General features: G+C 63.7%; 19 protein-coding genes. 8 read left to right on the top strand and 11 right to left on the bottom strand.

Going from position 1 to position 16,940, the window contains the following annotated elements:
* Positions 1-9: 9 nt before the first annotated feature.
* Complete coding sequence (locus tag BMW89_RS35570; protein ID WP_177196551.1) at positions 10-384, bottom strand: transcriptional regulator; 375 nt, start codon at positions 382-384, stop codon at positions 10-12.
* Positions 371-988 carry a hypothetical protein gene (locus BMW89_RS35565; protein WP_092034994.1) on the bottom strand — a complete coding sequence of 206 codons (618 nt, stop codon included), beginning with the start codon at positions 986-988 and terminating at the stop codon, positions 371-373. The genes BMW89_RS35570 and BMW89_RS35565 overlap by 14 nt, the downstream gene beginning before the upstream one ends.
* 186 nt (positions 989-1,174) lie before the next feature.
* On the opposite strand from BMW89_RS35565, the gene BMW89_RS35560 reads away from it, so the two are divergent.
* The gene (locus BMW89_RS35560) at positions 1,175-2,425 is read left to right on the top strand and encodes a S1C family serine protease (RefSeq protein WP_092034993.1); all 1,251 of its coding nucleotides are present in this window, start codon (positions 1,175-1,177) and stop codon (positions 2,423-2,425) included.
* 94 nt (positions 2,426-2,519) lie between these two features.
* On the opposite strand, the gene BMW89_RS35555 is transcribed toward BMW89_RS35560, so the two are convergent.
* The 4 genes from BMW89_RS35555 to BMW89_RS35540 all read right to left on the bottom strand — a co-directional run bounded on the left by BMW89_RS35555 (position 2,520) and on the right by BMW89_RS35540 (position 4,846).
* Positions 2,520-2,864: an SRPBCC family protein gene (locus BMW89_RS35555; protein WP_244547769.1), complete on the bottom strand. Its 345-nt coding sequence runs from the start codon at positions 2,862-2,864 to the stop codon at positions 2,520-2,522.
* A complete protein-coding gene (locus BMW89_RS35550) occupies positions 2,864-3,328 on the bottom strand; it encodes an ArsR/SmtB family transcription factor (RefSeq protein ID WP_177196550.1) in 465 nt (154 codons plus the stop codon). Before BMW89_RS35550 ends, BMW89_RS35555 begins: the two co-directional genes overlap by 1 nt.
* Before the next feature lie 114 nt (positions 3,329-3,442).
* On the bottom strand, positions 3,443-3,721 hold the full coding sequence (locus BMW89_RS35545; RefSeq protein WP_092034991.1) for a DUF3551 domain-containing protein: 279 nt from the start codon (positions 3,719-3,721) through the stop codon (positions 3,443-3,445).
* Between the two features lie 150 nt (positions 3,722-3,871).
* On the bottom strand, positions 3,872-4,846 hold the full coding sequence (locus BMW89_RS35540) for a Bug family tripartite tricarboxylate transporter substrate binding protein (RefSeq protein WP_092034990.1): 975 nt from the start codon (positions 4,844-4,846) through the stop codon (positions 3,872-3,874).
* A gap of 141 nt (positions 4,847-4,987) precedes the next feature.
* On the opposite strand from BMW89_RS35540, the gene BMW89_RS35535 reads away from it, so the two are divergent.
* Both BMW89_RS35535 and BMW89_RS35530 read left to right on the top strand, forming a co-directional pair.
* Positions 4,988-5,398: a VOC family protein gene (locus BMW89_RS35535; protein WP_092034989.1), complete on the top strand. Its 411-nt coding sequence runs from the start codon at positions 4,988-4,990 to the stop codon at positions 5,396-5,398.
* A 93-nt stretch (positions 5,399-5,491) separates the two neighbouring features.
* Entirely contained in the window at positions 5,492-7,072 is a 1,581-nt protein-coding gene (locus BMW89_RS35530; RefSeq protein WP_092034988.1) for an AMP-binding protein, read from the top strand.
* A gap of 101 nt (positions 7,073-7,173) precedes the next feature.
* On the opposite strand, the gene BMW89_RS35525 is transcribed toward BMW89_RS35530, so the two are convergent.
* On the bottom strand, positions 7,174-8,268 hold the full coding sequence (locus tag BMW89_RS35525; protein ID WP_092034987.1) for an HD-GYP domain-containing protein: 1,095 nt from the start codon (positions 8,266-8,268) through the stop codon (positions 7,174-7,176).
* Between the two features lie 262 nt (positions 8,269-8,530).
* Between BMW89_RS35525 and BMW89_RS35520 the strand changes: the two genes are divergently transcribed.
* On the top strand, positions 8,531-9,631 hold the full coding sequence (locus BMW89_RS35520) for a Fic family protein (RefSeq protein WP_092034986.1): 1,101 nt from the start codon (positions 8,531-8,533) through the stop codon (positions 9,629-9,631).
* Positions 9,632-9,707: 76 nt separating this feature from the next.
* On the opposite strand, the gene BMW89_RS35515 is transcribed toward BMW89_RS35520, so the two are convergent.
* Both BMW89_RS35515 and BMW89_RS35510 read right to left on the bottom strand, forming a co-directional pair.
* Positions 9,708-11,999, bottom strand: a complete 2,292-nt coding sequence (locus tag BMW89_RS35515; protein ID WP_092034985.1) for a xanthine dehydrogenase family protein molybdopterin-binding subunit — start codon at positions 11,997-11,999, stop codon at positions 9,708-9,710.
* Entirely contained in the window at positions 11,996-12,487 is a 492-nt protein-coding gene (locus BMW89_RS35510) for a (2Fe-2S)-binding protein (protein ID WP_092035020.1), read from the bottom strand. Before BMW89_RS35510 ends, BMW89_RS35515 begins: the two co-directional genes overlap by 4 nt.
* Positions 12,488-12,796: 309 nt before the next feature.
* Here BMW89_RS35510 and BMW89_RS35505 point away from each other — a divergent pair, with 309 nt between their 5' ends.
* The 4 genes from BMW89_RS35505 (at position 12,797) to BMW89_RS35490 (ending at position 15,263) form a co-directional block, all read left to right on the top strand.
* Positions 12,797-13,561 carry an alpha/beta fold hydrolase gene (locus BMW89_RS35505; RefSeq protein WP_092034984.1) on the top strand — a complete coding sequence of 255 codons (765 nt, stop codon included), beginning with the start codon at positions 12,797-12,799 and terminating at the stop codon, positions 13,559-13,561.
* 24 nt (positions 13,562-13,585) lie between these two features.
* Positions 13,586-13,921: a hypothetical protein gene (locus BMW89_RS35500; protein ID WP_092034983.1), complete on the top strand. Its 336-nt coding sequence runs from the start codon at positions 13,586-13,588 to the stop codon at positions 13,919-13,921.
* Between the two features lie 59 nt (positions 13,922-13,980).
* Complete coding sequence (locus BMW89_RS35495; RefSeq protein WP_092034982.1) at positions 13,981-14,652, top strand: dienelactone hydrolase family protein; 672 nt, start codon at positions 13,981-13,983, stop codon at positions 14,650-14,652.
* 131 nt (positions 14,653-14,783) lie between these two features.
* Complete coding sequence (locus BMW89_RS35490) at positions 14,784-15,263, top strand: hypothetical protein (RefSeq protein WP_092034981.1); 480 nt, start codon at positions 14,784-14,786, stop codon at positions 15,261-15,263.
* 1 nt (position 15,264) lies between these two features.
* On the opposite strand, the gene BMW89_RS35485 is transcribed toward BMW89_RS35490, so the two are convergent.
* Both BMW89_RS35485 and msrA read right to left on the bottom strand, forming a co-directional pair.
* Positions 15,265-16,014: a polysaccharide biosynthesis/export family protein gene (locus BMW89_RS35485; RefSeq protein ID WP_092034980.1), complete on the bottom strand. Its 750-nt coding sequence runs from the start codon at positions 16,012-16,014 to the stop codon at positions 15,265-15,267.
* A gap of 241 nt (positions 16,015-16,255) precedes the next feature.
* The gene (gene msrA / locus BMW89_RS35480; RefSeq protein WP_092034979.1) at positions 16,256-16,912 is read right to left on the bottom strand and encodes a peptide-methionine (S)-S-oxide reductase MsrA; all 657 of its coding nucleotides are present in this window, start codon (positions 16,910-16,912) and stop codon (positions 16,256-16,258) included.
* Positions 16,913-16,940 lie beyond the last annotated feature (28 nt).

Here is a 16,940-nt window from a genome sequence, read left to right as displayed (position 1 = left end):
AGGGGAGGATCAGGTCGAGATGATGCCGAGGCGTCCGAGCGACGGCGCCTCGCGACCGGCGGCTTTCGCAGCGTCGCGCACCAGCCGCTCGAGCACGGCGAGATAGTCGAGGAAGCGGCGGCGGCCGGCCTTGGTCAGGCGGCAGCTGGTGTGCGGGCGATTGCCCTCATAGCCCTTAGTCACCTCGACGAGCCCGGCTTCCTGCAGCACGGCGAGATGCCGGCTGAGATTGCCGTCGGTGAGGCCGCAGAGCTGCTTGAGATCGGCGAACGCAAGACCCTTGGGATGCGCCATCAGAGACGTCAGAAGCCCAAGCCTCGCCTTCTCGTGAATCACGCGGTCGAGCCCTTCATATGAGAACGGCGCGCTGTCAGTCTTCGACATCATTGTCTCCGGACGCGAAATACAGAATGCCCGCCATCACCGACTGCCCGATCACGAAAGGCAGCCCCATGGTCCATGGCGATAGCGTGTGGGTTTGGCTCGCGAGCACGACGACCGCGAAGCCGGAAACGAAATACCAGGCGCCCGCGAGTGCGACGGTGCGCGGCAGCGAACGGACGGAGGCGAAGATGCCGAGCGACACCAGGATCTGCCACAAGCCCGGCAGCAACCACAGCGTCTCGCTCGCGAACTTCCACATCACCACCGCAAGCAGCACACCGGCAACGCCGGCGGGCAGGAACTGCTCGACCGCCTGGTGGATCATGGCATCCGCCAGACCCGAATGATGGCGGCGCGAACGCGCGCGCATCTCGATGCCGATGATCAGGCCGGAAAGCGTAGCAGCAATGAGCCAGCCGAAGAAGAAGCCGAGCGGCTCGCTTGTGAGATCGCCGAGCAGCCAGAATTGCAGGATCGCGGTGAGAAGCGCGACGGCGCCGGTCGCCGCCATCGTCGCCGGGCCGTAGCCGCGGAACGCGGTGCCTGCCGCAATCTGGCTGCGGATCGCCCCAATGTCCGCCAGTGCCTTGTCGAGATCGCGCATCGGCAACGCCAAAGCCCCGCTCCGCCCAATTGTCCGGGATTGCCCACCCCGTTACTTTGTATTGCAAAGTATATCGCATCGCAAAGTAAAGGCAAGCCGGAAAGCCGCCCTCGCGCGAACAACTGCCGGTTGCGCCGCACCTCCTCCCACGGATAAGATGGATGCAAAGGCGTTCCGGGGGGAAGTATGTGGCTTAAGTCATTGGTCGTTGCGTCACTGTTGCAAGTCAGCATCGCGGGAATGGCGCATGCAAAGGGCCCGTTCGGCTCCGTCAATGTCGGCAACTGGATCGGCGGCGCCTTCAGCAATGACGCGACGGGCGCTTTCTCCCATTGCGCGGCGACGACGCCTTATGCGAATGGCGTCATCCTCGTCGTCAGCCAAAATGCCGCCGGCACATGGTCGCTCGCCTTTGCGAGTCCCAGCTACAAGTTCGACAAGGGCGAGAATGCCGCGATCGACGTGACCTTTGACGGGCAGGGGCAAGCCAGGTTGTACGCCACGGCGTACCAGCCCAACATGCTCACGGCTATCATGCCGGTCAACGTGGTGCGCGCGTTTCAGAAGGCGAGCCTGATGGTGGCGACGGCCGGCCGCGCGGTCCTGAACTTCGACCTGACCTCGACCGGCCCCGTAATCGCGGCATTGGCCAATTGCGTGACCAAGGTGAAAGCCGACGGGCTCGACAAGGCCGGCGACTTCACCAAGGTCGCGGCTAAACCCACAGTGGCTGCCGACAAGCAAGGCGCGCCTTCCGCTCCCAAACAGGGACGGGCTGAAAGCTACTTTGGCACCGGTTTCGTGGTCAGTCCCAACGGACACGTTGTCACCAACAACCATGTGATCAAAGGTTGCGCTGGCGACATCAAGGGTAACCTCACCGGCGAGGCGGCGGTGACTTTGCGCGTCGTGTCGAGCGATGCCAACAACGACCTCGCCCTGTTGCAAGCGCCGTCGACCACGACATTCAAAGATTTCGTCCGAATCCGCGACCGTTCGATCCGCTCGGGCGATTCCATCATCGCGATCGGCTTCCCCTATCATGGAATGCTGACCTCGGACTTCACGGTGACGACCGGTATCGTGAGCTCGCTCAGCGGCATTCGCAACGACACGCGCTTTCTGCAGATCAGCGCACCCGTGCAGCCCGGCAATAGCGGCGGCCCGCTGTTCGACAACACCGGCCAAGTCGTGGGCGTGGTCACCGGAAAAGTGGACGCCCTCCGTATTGTCGCGGCGACCGGCAATATTCCTGAGAACATCAATTTCGCCATCAAAACGGGCGCACTGCGCGACTTCCTCGACAATTCGGTGGTGCCGTACCAAACGGCAGAGCCGAAGGCCGAGCTCAAGACCACCGACATCGCCGGCAACGCGCGGCCGTATACGATGTTGATCTCGTGCAACGCGACGGAGCAGGCGGACGCGAAGAGGTAGCGAGAGGCGACGCTGCCAATCCTGTCATCCTTACCGGAGCCAAATCCCCTCACCCGTGGCAGCACGTCTCCTTCGCCGCCTGCGGCTCATGGTGTCAGGCGACGAAGGCATCGAGCTTGTCGAAGAATGAGGCCCAGCCGCGCTGGTGGTTGTCGCGCGCGGTCTCGTCGAAGAACTGGGCGTGATGAAAGATCATCAGCGTGCCGTCGCTGTCCGGCTTCAGCGTGATCGTCACCAGCGATTCACGCTCCGGCGTCGAGTGCCAGGCCCAGGTGAACACAAGACGCTCGTTCGGCACGACCTCACGATAGGTGCCCCCTGCCTCGAAATATTCGCCGTCATCGCGGGTGAAGCTGATGCGGTAGCGGCCACCGGTGCGAACGTCGAGCTCGGCATTCAGCGTCGCCGGCGTCATGTTCGGCGGCCCGAACCATCGCATCAGCTGCGCGGCTTGCGTCCAGGCGGCGTAGACTTTTTCCGGCCGCGCGCGGAGCCGGCGCGTGAGCGTAAGGCTTGGACGTTCAAGGCCTGGTGGTTCGGCTGTGGGATTGGTGTTGACGGCTGCGTTGGCCATGTCTCTTCCTCCACGAAGGCGGCAAGACGATCGAGATTGTCGGACCAGAACTGCGCGTAGTGATTGAGCCAGCCTACCGCCTGTTGCATCGGCTGCGCGGTGAGCCGGCAAACCACCGTGCGCCCGGTCTTCTCGCGCACGATCAGGCCTGCATCCGTGAGCACGTCGAGATGCTTCATGATCGCCGGCAGCGAGACCGGAAACGGTGCGGCCAGCTCGCTCACCGACAGGCTGTCCTGCTCGCCGAGGCGGGCCAGAAGTGCCCGCCGCGTCGGATCAGAGAGCGCCGCAAAGGTTCGGTCGAGGGCCTCGCCCTGATACTTAACCATATGGTTTAGTCTAGGCGCAAGCAGCAGCGCGTCAAGCAGGAACCCGCGTACGCAGGCCTGCACGACGATTTGATCGGGACAAGGCCCGATCGTCAGAGCGCTGAAGGCGCGCGGCTAGTACGGCGCAACGTGCCGCGCGCGCCGGCGTGGCTGAGGCTGCGGCTGCGGCGCCTGCCCGTAGGCGACAAGCGGATTGGATCCGCACGCCATGAGCCGGCCCGACACACTGGCCTGACATTGTTCATAGGTGCTGTAGGTGCAATCGCCGGGATAGTCATATCCGCCGCCCTGGGCGCACCAGGGATAGTCGCGGGCCGCGGCGGGTGTGACGGTGGCAACACCGGCAAGGACCGTCGCACCGAGCGTCAGCAGCGCCAATTGCGTCTTGCGCATGATCCCAACTCCTCTCTTGGTGGCGCGAGATACGGCGCCATCTATCATCAGGTTTCGCCGCGCCGTTTTATTCCAGATCAACGGAACAGACCACGCAAGAAAAAAGCCCTGCCTGATGGCAGGGCTCCGTTTCTCGCCATCACAAGATCGCTACTCGACCTTCAGGCCGGCGAACTCGACGACCTTCTTCCACTTCGCGGTCTCGGCCTCGACCTCCTTGCCGAAGGCCTCCGGCGTCAGCACCAACGGATCGCCGCCGAGCTCGACCAGGCGCTTGGTCATGTCGGGCTCCTTCATTAGCGCGTTGATCTCGGTGTTCAGCTTGGCGATCATGTCCTTGGGCATGTTCTTCGGCGCACCCATGCCGAACAGCGCGCTCGCCTCGTAGTCCTTCACGGTCTCGCCGATCGCGGGCACGTCGGGGAGCTGCGGCGAACGCTGCGCCGTGGTGACGCCGAGCGCACGCAGCGAGTCGGAGCGGATGTGCTGGATGATCGAGGGCATGTTGTCGAAGATCACCTGCACCTGGCCGCCGAGCATGTCGGTGATCGCGAGCGCAGCGCCACGATAGGGCACGTGCTGCATCTTGCAGCCGGTCATCGCCATGAACATCTCGCCGGACAGATGCACCGAGGTGCCGTTGCCGGAGGAGGCCATGTTCACCTTGCCGGGATTGGCCTTCACATAGTCGATGAACTCGGCGACGGTCTTGGCCGGCACGTCCTTGTTCACGGTCATCACGTTCGGCACGCGCTGGAACGCGGCAATCGGCGCGATGTCGCGCACGAAGTTGAACTTGAGGTTGGTGTAGAGCGTGGAGTTGATGTAGTTGGCCGGATTGACCAGCAGCACGGTGTAGCCATCGGGCTCGGCGTTGACGACGGATTCGGTGCCGATATTGTTGCCGGCGCCCGGCTTGTTCTCGACCACGAATTGCTGGCCGAACTTTTCCGACAGCCGCTGGCCGATCAACCGGGCCAGAATGTCGGTGGCGCCGCCCGGGGGATAGCCGACCACGAACTTCACCGGCCGGGACGGATAGTCGGCGGCAAAGGCTTTCGACAGCGGGCTGGCTGCAAGAGGCGTGGCGGCAAGCAGGCCCAGCGCGTTACGGCGAGTGATCATCTCAAGGGTTCTCCCAGTGTTGTTCTTCAACGAGCGTTGTTCTTGAAGGCCGGATATCTTGAAAGTGGCGTCATTGCGGTTGTAACAAAGCTTGCCAAAGGCGGATAGTGTGCGGCGCGCATCACGACGAAAGGATAAGGCATGCCGGTCAAGGTCGAAGCTCTCGATCATCTCGTGATCAACGTCGCCGACGTCCCTGTGACCACCGAGTGGTATCGCAAGATCCTGGGCATGGAAGTCAAGGTATTCGAGCCCGGCGGCGACAAAGCGCCGCGGACTTCTCTTCAATTCGGTAACCAGAAGATCAACGTCCGGCCGCGCGATGCCGACAAGGTCGAATGGTTCACCGCGGACCATCAGACCGCCGGCAGCGAGGATCTGTGCTTCCTGACCTCCGCCGCGCCCGACGAGGTGGTGGCGCATTTGAAGGCACATGGCGTCGCGATCGAGGAAGGCCCGGTTCCCAAGCAGGGCGCCCGCGGCACGCTGCGCTCGGTCTATTGCCGGGACCCGGATGGCAGCCTGATCGAGATTTCGTCGTACGAGGATTGACGCGTCCATTTGCGTCCCGCGCCATCCGATGGCAGGAAGACGCAATCATCCGAAGACAGCCGCCATCAAGATGCAGGCTGCGCGGGAGGACACATGGCCATCAAACAAACCTCAGCCGGAATCGTAGGCCCGTTCGATGGGCTCGACGTACCCTGGCTCTTGAGGATGCGCGCCGAGGTTCGGCGCGATCATCCGTTCCTGATCTGGGCGCCGTTCGACGCGCCGGCGCGGCGCTGGAGCTATGGCGAGTTTCACGAACGGGTCGGCGCGCTCGCGGCGGGGCTGGTCAGGCGCGGGGTCAAGCCCGGTGAGTACGTGCTCATTCATCTCGACAATTGCATTGAGGCATTGCAGGCTTGGTTTGCCTGCGTCGAGTTAGGGGCCATCGCGGTGACCACCAACACCCGCTCGGCGCCGGCCGAGATCGCATATTTTGCCGATCATTGCGGCGCCATCGCTGCGATCACACAGCCGGCCTATGCCGAGATCGTCGCGCAGAACTGCCGCAACATCCGCTGGATGGCGGTGACCTCGCATGATGCGGGCGCGGCGCCCCAGCAGACGGTTTCACGCGGCGACAGTTTTGAATCCCTGTTTGCCGACAGCGCCGATCGCCCGCAGCGCGCGACCGATCCACTCGCACCGTGCAGCGTGCAGTACACGTCAGGCACGACGTCACGCCCGAAGGCGGTGCTCTGGACTCACGCCAACGCGCTGTGGGGCGCCAAGATCAACGCCGCGCATGAGGACCTGCACGCCGGCGACGTGCACCAGGTCTATCTGCCGCTGTTCCACACCAATGCGCTGGCCTATTCCATGCTGGCGACGCTGTGGGTTGGCGCCACCTGCGTGATCCAGCCGCGTTTCTCGGCAAGCAGGTTCTGGGGCGTGGCGCGCGAGCACGGCTCGACCTGGACCTCGACCATTCCGTTCTGCATGAAGGCGCTGCTCGAGCAGGAGATCCCGAAAGACCACAAATTCCGCCTGTGGGGCACCGCGATCAACGAGCCGCCGCCGTTTGCCGCGTTCGGCATCAAGATGATCGGCTGGTGGGGCATGACCGAGACCATCACCCACGGCATCATCGGCGAGGTCGACCAGCCCAACATCCCGATGTCGATCGGCCGCGCCGCGAGCGAATATCAGATCCGCATCACCGACGATGACGGACGGCCGACCGAAATCGGCGACACCGGCAATCTCTCGATCAAGGGTGTTCCCGGCCTGTCGCTGTTCGCCGAATATCTGCACAACGAGACGGCGACGCGCGAAAGTTTTGACGAGCACGGCTTCTTTCTCACCGGCGACCGCGTCGAGCGTCTGACAAACGGCTTCCTCAAGTTCGGCGACCGCGCCAAAGACATGCTGAAGGTCGGCGGCGAGAACGTCGCGGCGTCCGAGATCGAGCAGGTGATTGCGGTGGTGCCGGGTGTGCGCGAGGCGGCGGTGGTGGCGCAGAAGCATCCGATGCTGGACGAGGTGCCGGTCGTCTTCATCATCCCGCATGGCGGCGTCGCGGGCGCTGCGGCCGATCTGCATGACAGCGTGATGGCCGCCTGTCGCACGGGCCTCGCCGACTTCAAGGTGCCGCGCGAGATCAGGTTCGTCGACGACATGCCGCGCTCGACACTGGAGAAGGTGGCGAAGGCGGAGTTGAGGAAGTTGCTGGGGTAAGTCGTAGGGTGGGTTAGCCGAAGGCGTAACCCACCAACTTCGTCCGGCAAACGCGGAAGCGTGGTGGGTTACGCTTCGCTAACCCACCCTACTATCGCCGCTTAGAACGACCCCAGCGCCACCGGCCTGAACGCCTGCAACAGCTGCTGGTCCAGCTTGTTGCCCATGCCTTCCATCATCGCGAAGGCGCGGGAGTGGGTGAAGGGCATCCGGTAGGCGCGCTTCTCCACCAGGGCAGCGTAGATGTCGACGATGGTCGTAACCCGCACGATGTCGCTGATCTGGTTCGACGAGAGACCGTTCGGATAGCCGGTGCCGTCGAGGAATTCGTGATGATGCAGGACGACGTCGAGCATCTCCGGCGGGAAGCCGCCTTGGGCTGCGAGCGCGTCATAGCCGCGGCGCGGATGCTGGCGGACTTCGGCCATCTCCTCGTCGGTGAGCTTGCCGGGCTTGTCGAGCAGCACGGAGGGAACGAAGGCCTTGCCGACGTCATGCAGCAGCGCAGCGCGGGTCAGGCGGCGCTGGTCGTCCTCGCGCATGCCCAGATGCTGCGCGAAGGAGACGGCAAAGCCGGTGACGAACAGACAGTGACGATAGCTGCCGACATGGTGGCAGCCGACCGTCGTCAGCCATTCGCGCAGCGAGGAGTGCTTGATCGCTTTCAAAATCTTGCTCTCGGCGGCGATGACGTCGTCGAAGGTCAGGGGTACGCCGAGCGGCAGCTTCTCGAACATCTTCTTCAGCACCGCATGCGCCGCCTCGACGCCGCGGTTGAGCGTCTTGCCGCGATCGGTCGCGTCATAGGTCGCGGTGTCCGGGAAGGCAGCGCGGATGCGCTGGAGGATGTCCTCGGGCTGGAGCGGCCGCGAGATCGTGTCGGTGGCGCCCAGCGCCCAAGCCTGCATGGTGCCGTGATGAAGCGCATCGGCCAGCACGAACAGCCGCGGCATCGTGCGATAGGCATCGCCACGCAACTTGTTACGCACACGCTGCACGCTCTCGGGCGCGCGCAGATTGATGTCGACGACGAGACCGGAGAGATCGCGCGAGGGCTGCTCGGGAATCTCCTGCGTCGTCACCGTCGAAACGTCGCCCACCGATTTCAGGATGCTGGCGAGTTCGCCGCTCGCATCGCTCCGGTCGGAGGCGAGCAGAAGCCGGCGTTTGACGGCGGATTTGGCTGGCGCGTTCATGGCTTCCCCAAAAGCACGGGACTGGATTTGGTGTCAGCCTAGGCCGGATCAGGTTCTCTGGCCCTTAAGAGGCGTGCTCAAGGGAAGCTTGCGGAATTGGGTTCAATTTTAGGGTTTTGCCGGTCGCGACGGCTCCAAGAAAAATCGCGAAAACAACCCCATGCACAGTAGCGGCATAGCCATATTCTCTTCAGAAAATGACGAGAATAATTTGACGGTGACGAGAATGAGCCCTATATTCTCCGCATAAGATGCAGAGAATATGACCTACATCCACGAGACAGCCGACTGGCCAGCGTTTCGGTGGAGCGCAGACAAGCTCGCCGCGCGCCTGGCACAGGTGCGCCATAAGCAGGGCCGCCTGCTCGGCCGGATGGAAAGTCTCGGCTTCGATTTGCGGGCGGAAGCCTCGCTCCAGACGCTCACCGAGGATGTCGTCAAATCAAGCGAGATCGAAGGTGAGATGCTCGACCGCAAACAGGTCCGCTCCTCGCTGGCGCGGCGGCTCGGCATCGATATCGGCGCTCTCACGCCCGCTGAAAGAAACGTCGAGGGCGTCGTCGACATGACGCTCGACGCGACCCAGGCATACGATCAACCTATCACCGCCGAGCGGCTGTTCGGCTGGCATGCCGCCCTCTTCCCGACAGGGCGGAGCGGCATGTTGAAGATCGTTGTCGGCGGATGGCGCACCGACCAATCCGGTGCCATGCAGGTCGTCTCCGGACCAGTCGGCCGCGAACACGTCCATTTCGAAGCACCCGCCGCCAAGCGGCTTGAGAACGAGATGAGCGCGTTCCTCGACTGGCTCAACGCCGGTCAGGAATCAGATCCGGTCATCAAGGCCGCGATTGCGCATCTCTGGTTTGTGACCATCCATCCGTTCGAGGACGGTAATGGCCGCATTGCGCGCGCGATCGCGGATCTGTCCCTGGCGCGCTCGGAGCAAAGTGAGCAACGTTTCTACAGCATGTCGGCCCAGATCCGAAAAGAGCGAAGCGCCTACTACGACATTCTCGAAAAAACCCAGCGCGGAACGCTCGACATCACCGGCTGGCTGCAATGGTTCCTCGATTGCCTCGATCGCGCATTCGACGGCGCCGAAACGATCATCGAAAACGTGCTGCACAAGGCACGGTTCTGGAAGCAACATGGCACAAAGCCGCTCAACGATCGCCAGCGCCTCATGTTGAACCGCCTGCTCGATGGCTTCGAAGGAAAACTCACGTCTTCCAAATGGGCGCAAATCGTCAAGGTGTCGCAAGCGACCGCTGCCCGCGACATTGAAGACTTGATTGGCCAAGGCATCCTGCAAAAGGACGCTGCTGGTGGCCGCAGCACGAGCTATTCCTTGATCGCGTAAGCGCTGGATTGGCAGACGACAAAAAATCCGCCGGAGGTTGCCCTCCGGCGGATCACGTCACAGTCGCAGCCGCGCCTTACGCCTTCATCGCGCTCTTCACGGCTTCGGCCGTGATCGGCAGCGCCCGGACGCGGGCACCACTGGCATTGAAGATGGCGTTGCCGATGGCCGGGGCGATCACCGTCACCGCGGGTTCGCCGACGCCGGTGGCTTTCTCGCCATTGGCGATCACGGCGATTGCGACCTCGGGCACCTGGCTCATGCGCAAGGGCGTGTAGCTATCGAAGTTCGTCTGCTCGATGCCACCGTCCTTCAGCGTCGCCTTTTCGTACATCGCCAGCGACAGGCCCCACATCGCCGCACCCTCGACCTGGGCACGGATGTTGTCAGGATGCACCTGCGTGCCGACATCGGTTGCGACCGTGAGCTTCTTCACGGTCACTTCGCCCGACGGCGCCACGGCGACATGCGCGACGCAAGCCGTCCAGCTCGCGGTCGCGCGCTCCTGCGATGATACGCAGGCGACGCCCATGCCTTCGCCTTTCGGCAGCTTCTTGGTGCCGTAGCCGGCCAAGCCCATCGCGGCGAGCAGCGTGTTGCGCAGCCGCTGCGCACCACCGTCGTTCTTGCCGGCGCCGTCGAGCAGCGAGATGCGGTATTGCGCCGGATCCTTGCCGGTCGCAGCCGCGATCTCGTCGATCATGCTTTCGACCGCCCAGAAGGTCCAACCCGGCGCCACCGAACGAAGCTGACCCGACGGGGTGGCGTTGTGCGCCATCTCGTTCTTGATCGCCCGCACATAATGGTTGGGCACGGTGTAGAAGAAGTCCGACCCGTTCACCGTGAACGAATCCAGCGGACCCTTCTTGTCGACCGAGGGCGTGAGGAAATCAGGGATTCCCCAGCGCTGGGTCGGCCAGGCCGAGACCACGTCGTGGCTGAGCGCAACGAGCTTGCCGTCGCCATCAACACCGGCTTTCACTTTCTGGTAGGTAAGCGGACGCGAGAAATCCATCGTCATGTCGTTCTCGCGCGTGTAGATCACCTTCACCGGCTTGCCGATCGCCTTCGCCGCCTGCACAGCTGGCACCATCATGTCGGCATCCAGCCTGCGGCCGAAACCGCCGCCGAGCCACATCTGGTGCATCACCACGAATTTTGGATCGATCCCGGCAGCACCGGCCGCAATCGCGCCGGAGCGCGTCGCGAACTGGTTGCCGGAATAGATGTGCAGGATGTCGCCCTTGAACTCTGCGGTGGCGTTCATCGGCTCCATCGGCGCGTGGATGTTGATGCTGGTGGTGTATTCCGCCTCCAGCACCTTGGCCGCCGTGCCGAGGGCAGCCGCGGGATCGCCGTCCTTGACGAAGAACTGCCCGGAATCGTCGAGCTTCTGAAGCCGCCTGGCTTCATCGAGCAACGACTGGCTCGACACCTTCGCATTTGGACCACCGTCATAGGCGATCTTCAATGCCGCTGCCGCCTTCTTGGCGTTGGCATAGGTATTCGCCACCGCGACCACCCAGCCCGACGTCGTCTGGGTCTTGTCGTCGAGGATGACGGCCTTGATGAAGCCCGGCACATTTTTCGCGGCCGAGTCGTCGACCGATTTCACCGTGGCGCCGTAGCGCACCGGGGGCGTCACCACCGCGCCATAGGCCATGCCCGGAATCATCACGTCGATGCCGTATTTGGCGGTGCCATTGGTCTTGGAGGGGATGTCGAGCTGCGGCACCGACACACCGATCATGGTGTATTGATCCGGCGTCTTCAGCTTGATCGCCTTCAACTCGTCCGGCGTGAAGGTCTTGGTCGCCTTGCCGCTCTTGACGATGTCGGCAAAGCTCATCTGCTTCTTCGACTTCGGGTGCGAGACCATGGAGTCGCGAACAACGAGCTGGTCCTTGAAGTATGGCGGCAGGCCCATGGCCGCGGCGGCGGCCTCCGTCAACGCCATCCGTCCGGCTGCACCGGCCCGGCTCATCGCGTCAAAATTCATCATGGTCGACCAACTGCCGCCGGTGATCTGCGCGCCCAGCACGGGATCGTTGAATTTTGGATCGTTGGAGGCGAGTGCAACGCGCATGTCGCTCCACTTCGCACCCAGCTCCTCGCAGACGATCTGCGCCATGGTAGAAGCGATGTGCTGGCCCATGTCGGCCTTGCCGCAGGTCACGGTGACCAAACCATCGGGCGCGATCGCGTACCAGACGCTCGGCTCGAAATTCGACGGCGCAGCGAGCGCCTCGCCGATGCCGGGCACGCCGGCATAGCCGAGCACGAGGCCCGTCGCGGCGGTGCCGACGAGGAAGGAGCGGCGGCTGAGATCTGATGTCTCTGACGTGATGGTCTTCACGTGCTTGTTCATGTGGGCCTCCGCTCGTTGCCGGCGGCGGATGCAGTGCGCATCTCGGTGGCGGCGCGCATGATTGCCTTCTGGATCCGCGAATAGGTCATGCAACGGCAGAGATTGCCGTCCATATGCGCGACGACCTCTTCCTTGGTCGGATTGGAATTCTTCGCCAGCAGCGACGCTGCCTGCATGATCTGCCCGGACTGGCAGTAGCCGCATTGCGGCACCTGCTCGGCAATCCACGCCTTTTGCAGCGGATGATCGCCCTTGGGAGCGAGGCCTTCGATGGTGGTGATCTTCTTGCCGGCGACATCGCCGACCATGGTCTGGCACGAGCGCACGGCTTCGCCGTTGACGTGCACGGTGCAGGCACCACACAGCCCGGCACCGCAGCCGAATTTCGTGCCGGTCATCTGCAATTGTTCGCGGATAGCCCAAAGGAGCGGCGTGTCGTTTGCCGCATCCACGGGCATGCTCCGCCCGTTGATGGTGAGCGTTGGCATAGGCGTCTTCCCCTGCCGGTGCATGAAGCCGCTTACGGCGGCAACACTTGAATGGCGGACGCCCACCGGGCCGGCGCCCACCTTGATCGCAAGAATGATCGCGTTCGTAGCCAGAGGCAAATGCAATTTGGAATCGATCGAAACTATCTCGGCAGCTCAGTGTTGTGCGTTGCGACAACAGCACCGATGCAGTGACTGAACGCAACAGAAGCGCTCCAGGCATGCGTACCATCGCGACCGCGACGGTTTCCTCCGAGTAACCTTGCGGGCTAGGATGATCGAGGAACCAGAACAATAAAGGCGGGTGGAATGCCAAAAATCGATCGGGACGGCGTCGGAATCTATTACGAGGTCCACGGCAACGGGCCGCCATTGCTGCTCACCCACGGCTACTCCTCGACCTCGGCGATGTGGCATGGCCAGGTCGATGCGCTCGCGAGAGACCACAAGCTGATCTTGTGGGACATGCGCGGCCACGGCCAGTCCTATTACCCAGATGATCCCAACGCCTATAGCGAAGCGCTGACGGTCGACGACATGGCGGCGATCCTCGATGCGGTCGGCGCCGAGCGCGCCATCATCGGTGGGCTCTCGCTCGGCGGCTACCTGTCGCTCGCGTTCTATCGCGCCTATCCGCACCGCGCTCGCGCGCTGCTGATCATCGACACCGGCCCGGGCTTCAAGAAGGACGACGCGCGCGAGGCCTGGAACGCGCGGGCGCTTGCGACCTCCGACAAGCTCGATCGCGAAGGCCTCGACATGCTGAAATCGGCGACGCGCGAGCGCGCCGCCGCCAGCCATCGCAACGCCAAGGGCCTGGCGCTCGCGGCGCGCGGCATGCTGACCCAGCGCGATGCGCGCGTGATCGAGCTGCTGCCCGACATCAAGGTGCCCAGCCTGATCGTGGTCGGCGCCGACGACACGCCGTTCCTCGCTGCGTCCGACTACATGGCCGCAAAAATCCCCGGCGCACAAAAAGTCGTGATCCCCGCCGCCGGACACGCCGTCAATATCGATCAGCCCAAGGCTTTTGTTGACGCGGTCGAGCCTTTCCTGAAGAACTTGCCGGGATAGGACGGCCGGACGAGGACACAGGCAATGAAGCGGGCGATGTTGGCTGCGGGCGCGGTGTTGCTCTCTATGTCTGCGCAGGCAGAGCCGTTCGGCGGCATGCCGCCGCGCCAGCCTTTTGTCACGACCTTGTCCAACAACACGCCGCTCGCCTTCGGCATGGATGCCGGGCAGACCGCGCGGGCGCTGGGGCAAAAGCTGCAATATGTGCGCGGGCGTCCCGGCAACGAGATCTATCTCGCTTTGCGTAATCTCGGCGGCAGCGGGTTGATCCCCTCACGCCACCGCCTGTTCCTGCAATTCCGTCACGGACGGCTGGCGGGATGGAAGGAAGACTACGGCGAGAACTGGATGTGGGAGTGAGGTGTTTCCCCTCATCCTGAGCAGAGACTAGAGTTCGTCGTAAAAAAAGGACAACCCGCGTGGGACAAGACATCAAACTGACGGCATCCGACAATTTCCAGCTCGGCGCCTATCGCGCTGATCCCTCGGGCACGCCGAAGGGCGCGGTGGTCGTGATCCAGGAGATTTTTGGGGTCAATCACCACATCCGCGCGGTCTGCGACCGCCTCGCAGGCGAGGGCTACGTCGCGATCGCGCCGTCGATCTTTGATCGGACGTCGCCGAACTTCCAGTCGGGCTACACGCCCGACGAGATCGCCGAAGCGCGAAAATTCGTCGCCAGCCCCGACTGGGAGGCGATGCTGCGCGACACGCAGGCCGCGATCGACGCGGTGAAAAGCGTCGGCCCGGTCGGCATCATCGGCTTCTGTCTCGGCGGCAGCGTCGCCTTCGTTGCGGCGACACGGCTCTCGGGCCTGAAGGCCGCGATCGGCTATTACGGCGGCGCCGTCGTGCGCTTCGCCGATGAGAAGCCGAAAGTGCCGACCCAACTGCACTTCGGCGAGAAGGATGCCGGCATTCCCCTGACCGACGTCGAGACCGTCAAGGCGAAGCGGCCGGATGTCGAAATCTTCATCTATCCGGGCGCCCAGCACGGTTTTCATTGCGACGAGCGGCCGAGCTACGACAAGACCAGCTCCGACATCGCCTGGCCACGCAGCCTGGAATTTTTCGCGAAGCATTTGAAGTAGCCACCACTGTCGTTCCGGGCTCGCGCTCCGCGCGCCCGGAATGACGAGGAGAGAGCGGGAATCGGGTGGCCGCGCCCTGACGCCCGGCGATAGAGCTGGCTGATCAAGCCAACTCACGCCGGGAGATCGTCATGCAGCAGGCCAATACGAACATCGTCATCCGCAATCCGTTCGGCGCCAGGGACGTGCCCGGGCCTGATGACGCTGACGTCATGGACTATGCCGCAACGGCGATGCTTGCCGGCGATGCGGCTGACATCAACGCGGCGGCATGGGCCTCCATCGCCGCGCCGTCCGATCCGCTCGAAGGCGTCTGGGCGAGCCGCTGGAATGGCGGCGCCGATCCAACGATCGCCGGCGATACGCCGGAGGCATGGAAAGACGGGCGCGCGGAGGTGCGGGTCGCGGGCGGGCGCATCTATCTGCGCTTCGATTGGGACAATGGCCGCCGGCACGGGCTGATCGATGCTGCGCGCGAGGGCGCGCGCCTGATCGGGAAGTACATCAACCTGACCAATCCTGCGATCACGCGGCCATGGGTTGGCCACGTGGTCGATGCCATCAGGATCGACGGATGTTTTCCGAACGGGCGGCTCGACTTCAGGCGGTGAGCTAGAACCAGCGTTCGCCGACGAACACGGTGTCGCCCGGGGCCAGCGGCGTGCCGAGCGGGACGACGGCGCGCATGGAGCCGCCGGCTTCGGTGTGCGTGACGGTGACGACGTCGCGCTTGGCGCGCGGCGAGAAGCCGCCGGCGATCGCGACGGCGCTTTCGACGCTCATGTTCGGCACATAGGGATATTGGCCGGGCGCGGACACTTCGCCGAGAATGAAGAACGGGCGATAGGAATCGATCTCGACGGCGACCGAAGGCTCGCGGATATAGCCATTGCGCAGGCGCGCGGCGATTTCGCCGGCAAGGCCCGCCGTGGTGCGGCCGCGCGCGGGCACCGCGCCGATCAGCGGCATGGTGATGGAGCCGCCGGCGTCGATGGCGTAGCTGTTGGTGAGACCTTCCTGGCCGTAGACGACGACGCGCAGCTTGTCGCCGGCGTCGAGATGGTAGGAGGCGTCGTAACGCACCGGCCCCGGCATCGGCGCGGCGTAGCCGACCGGCATCGGCGCGGGCGAGGAGGCAAAGGAATTGCTGAGCGCGGCGATGGCGCCACCGCCGCTGTTGGCAACGACGACCGGTTGCGGCGCGCCGTAGGGCTGACCATAGGCCATCGAATCGAGATCGGGGCGCGGCTGCACATATGCGACGGGGCCCGCGGTCTGCATGCAGCCGCCAAGGGTCAGCGCGGCGGACGCTGCCAGGGACGCTGCCAAGATCGACCATCGAAACGCGCGTGCAACTGGCACCGGACCTATCCCTCGGAACGAGACAGCTCAAGTGATGCACCGGTTATGGTTAACAAAGCGTTTGCGGGGGGGGGCGATGATGGGGATGCGATGGAACCGCGCACTCCGTCATGCCCGGGCCTGTCCCGGGCATGACGATCTTCTCTCGCGCACCAAGAACGTGGATGGCCGGGACATAGGCGAGCGAAGCGACGCCGTCCTTCGGACGGCTAAGCCCGGCCATGACGAACTTCTGGTGAGACTACGCGCTCACACCCACGCCGATCGGGCAGGACACGCCGGTACCGCCGAGCCCGCAATAGCCGGCGGGATTCTTTGCCAGATATTGCTGATGATAGTCCTCGGCGAAATAGAATTCGCCGGCAGGCGCGATCTCGGTGGTGATGGCACCGAGGCCTTTTGCGGCAAGCGCCTTCTGATAGAGCGTCTTGGACGCGTCGGCCGCTTTCTGCTGCGCATCTGAAGACGTGTAGATCGCGCTTCGGTACTGCGTGCCCACGTCGTTGCCCTGGCGCATGCCCTGCGTCGGGTTGTGGCTCTCCCAGAAAATCTTCAGGAGCTTCTCATAAGAAACCTTCTTCGGGTCGAACACGACCAGCACCACTTCGGTATGGCCGGTGCGTCCCGAGCAGGTCTCTTCATAGGCCGGGTTCGGCGTGTGGCCGCCGGCATAGCCGACTGCCGTCGTATAGATGCCATCGCCGAGCTCCCAGAACTTGCGCTCGGCGCCCCAGAAGCAGCCGAGCCCGAACACGGCCTGCTCGAGGCCCGCAGGATAAGGCGCGTGCAACTTGCTGCCGTTGACGAAATGGGTGCTTGCGGTCGGAATGGCTTGCGCACGGCCGGGCAGCGCTTCCGTGGCGCTCGGCAATGCGGTGGTCTTGCGCATGAACAGCATGACGGATCTCCGAGACGAGCTGTCCGTC

Origin of the sequence: Bradyrhizobium sp. OK095 (assembly GCF_900109945.1) — a bacterium.
Lineage (GTDB): Bacteria > Pseudomonadota > Alphaproteobacteria > Rhizobiales > Xanthobacteraceae > Bradyrhizobium.
This window is presented reverse-complemented; position numbering and strand designations above follow the sequence as displayed.

What these genes read in the sequence shown, in the direction of transcription:
- BMW89_RS35570 (WP_177196551.1), bottom strand. Translation starts at nt 384, where the DNA reads ATGTCGAAGACTGACAGCGCGCCGTTCTCATATGAAGGGCTCGACCGC.
- BMW89_RS35565 (WP_092034994.1), bottom strand. Translation starts at nt 988, where the DNA reads ATGCGCGATCTCGACAAGGCACTGGCGGACATTGGGGCGATCCGCAGC.
- BMW89_RS35560 (WP_092034993.1), top strand. Translation starts at nt 1,175, where the DNA reads ATGTGGCTTAAGTCATTGGTCGTTGCGTCACTGTTGCAAGTCAGCATC.
- BMW89_RS35555 (WP_244547769.1), bottom strand. Translation starts at nt 2,864, where the DNA reads ATGCGATGGTTCGGGCCGCCGAACATGACGCCGGCGACGCTGAATGCC.
- BMW89_RS35550 (WP_177196550.1), bottom strand. Translation starts at nt 3,328, where the DNA reads ATGGTTAAGTATCAGGGCGAGGCCCTCGACCGAACCTTTGCGGCGCTC.
- BMW89_RS35545 (WP_092034991.1), bottom strand. Translation starts at nt 3,721, where the DNA reads ATGCGCAAGACGCAATTGGCGCTGCTGACGCTCGGTGCGACGGTCCTT.
- BMW89_RS35540 (WP_092034990.1), bottom strand. Translation starts at nt 4,846, where the DNA reads ATGATCACTCGCCGTAACGCGCTGGGCCTGCTTGCCGCCACGCCTCTT.
- BMW89_RS35535 (WP_092034989.1), top strand. Translation starts at nt 4,988, where the DNA reads ATGCCGGTCAAGGTCGAAGCTCTCGATCATCTCGTGATCAACGTCGCC.
- BMW89_RS35530 (WP_092034988.1), top strand. Translation starts at nt 5,492, where the DNA reads ATGGCCATCAAACAAACCTCAGCCGGAATCGTAGGCCCGTTCGATGGG.
- BMW89_RS35525 (WP_092034987.1), bottom strand. Translation starts at nt 8,268, where the DNA reads ATGAACGCGCCAGCCAAATCCGCCGTCAAACGCCGGCTTCTGCTCGCC.
- BMW89_RS35520 (WP_092034986.1), top strand. Translation starts at nt 8,531, where the DNA reads ATGACCTACATCCACGAGACAGCCGACTGGCCAGCGTTTCGGTGGAGC.
- BMW89_RS35515 (WP_092034985.1), bottom strand. Translation starts at nt 11,999, where the DNA reads ATGAACAAGCACGTGAAGACCATCACGTCAGAGACATCAGATCTCAGC.
- BMW89_RS35510 (WP_092035020.1), bottom strand. Translation starts at nt 12,487, where the DNA reads ATGCCAACGCTCACCATCAACGGGCGGAGCATGCCCGTGGATGCGGCA.
- BMW89_RS35505 (WP_092034984.1), top strand. Translation starts at nt 12,797, where the DNA reads ATGCCAAAAATCGATCGGGACGGCGTCGGAATCTATTACGAGGTCCAC.
- BMW89_RS35500 (WP_092034983.1), top strand. Translation starts at nt 13,586, where the DNA reads ATGAAGCGGGCGATGTTGGCTGCGGGCGCGGTGTTGCTCTCTATGTCT.
- BMW89_RS35490 (WP_092034981.1), top strand. Translation starts at nt 14,784, where the DNA reads ATGCAGCAGGCCAATACGAACATCGTCATCCGCAATCCGTTCGGCGCC.
- msrA (WP_092034979.1), bottom strand. Translation starts at nt 16,912, where the DNA reads ATGCTGTTCATGCGCAAGACCACCGCATTGCCGAGCGCCACGGAAGCG.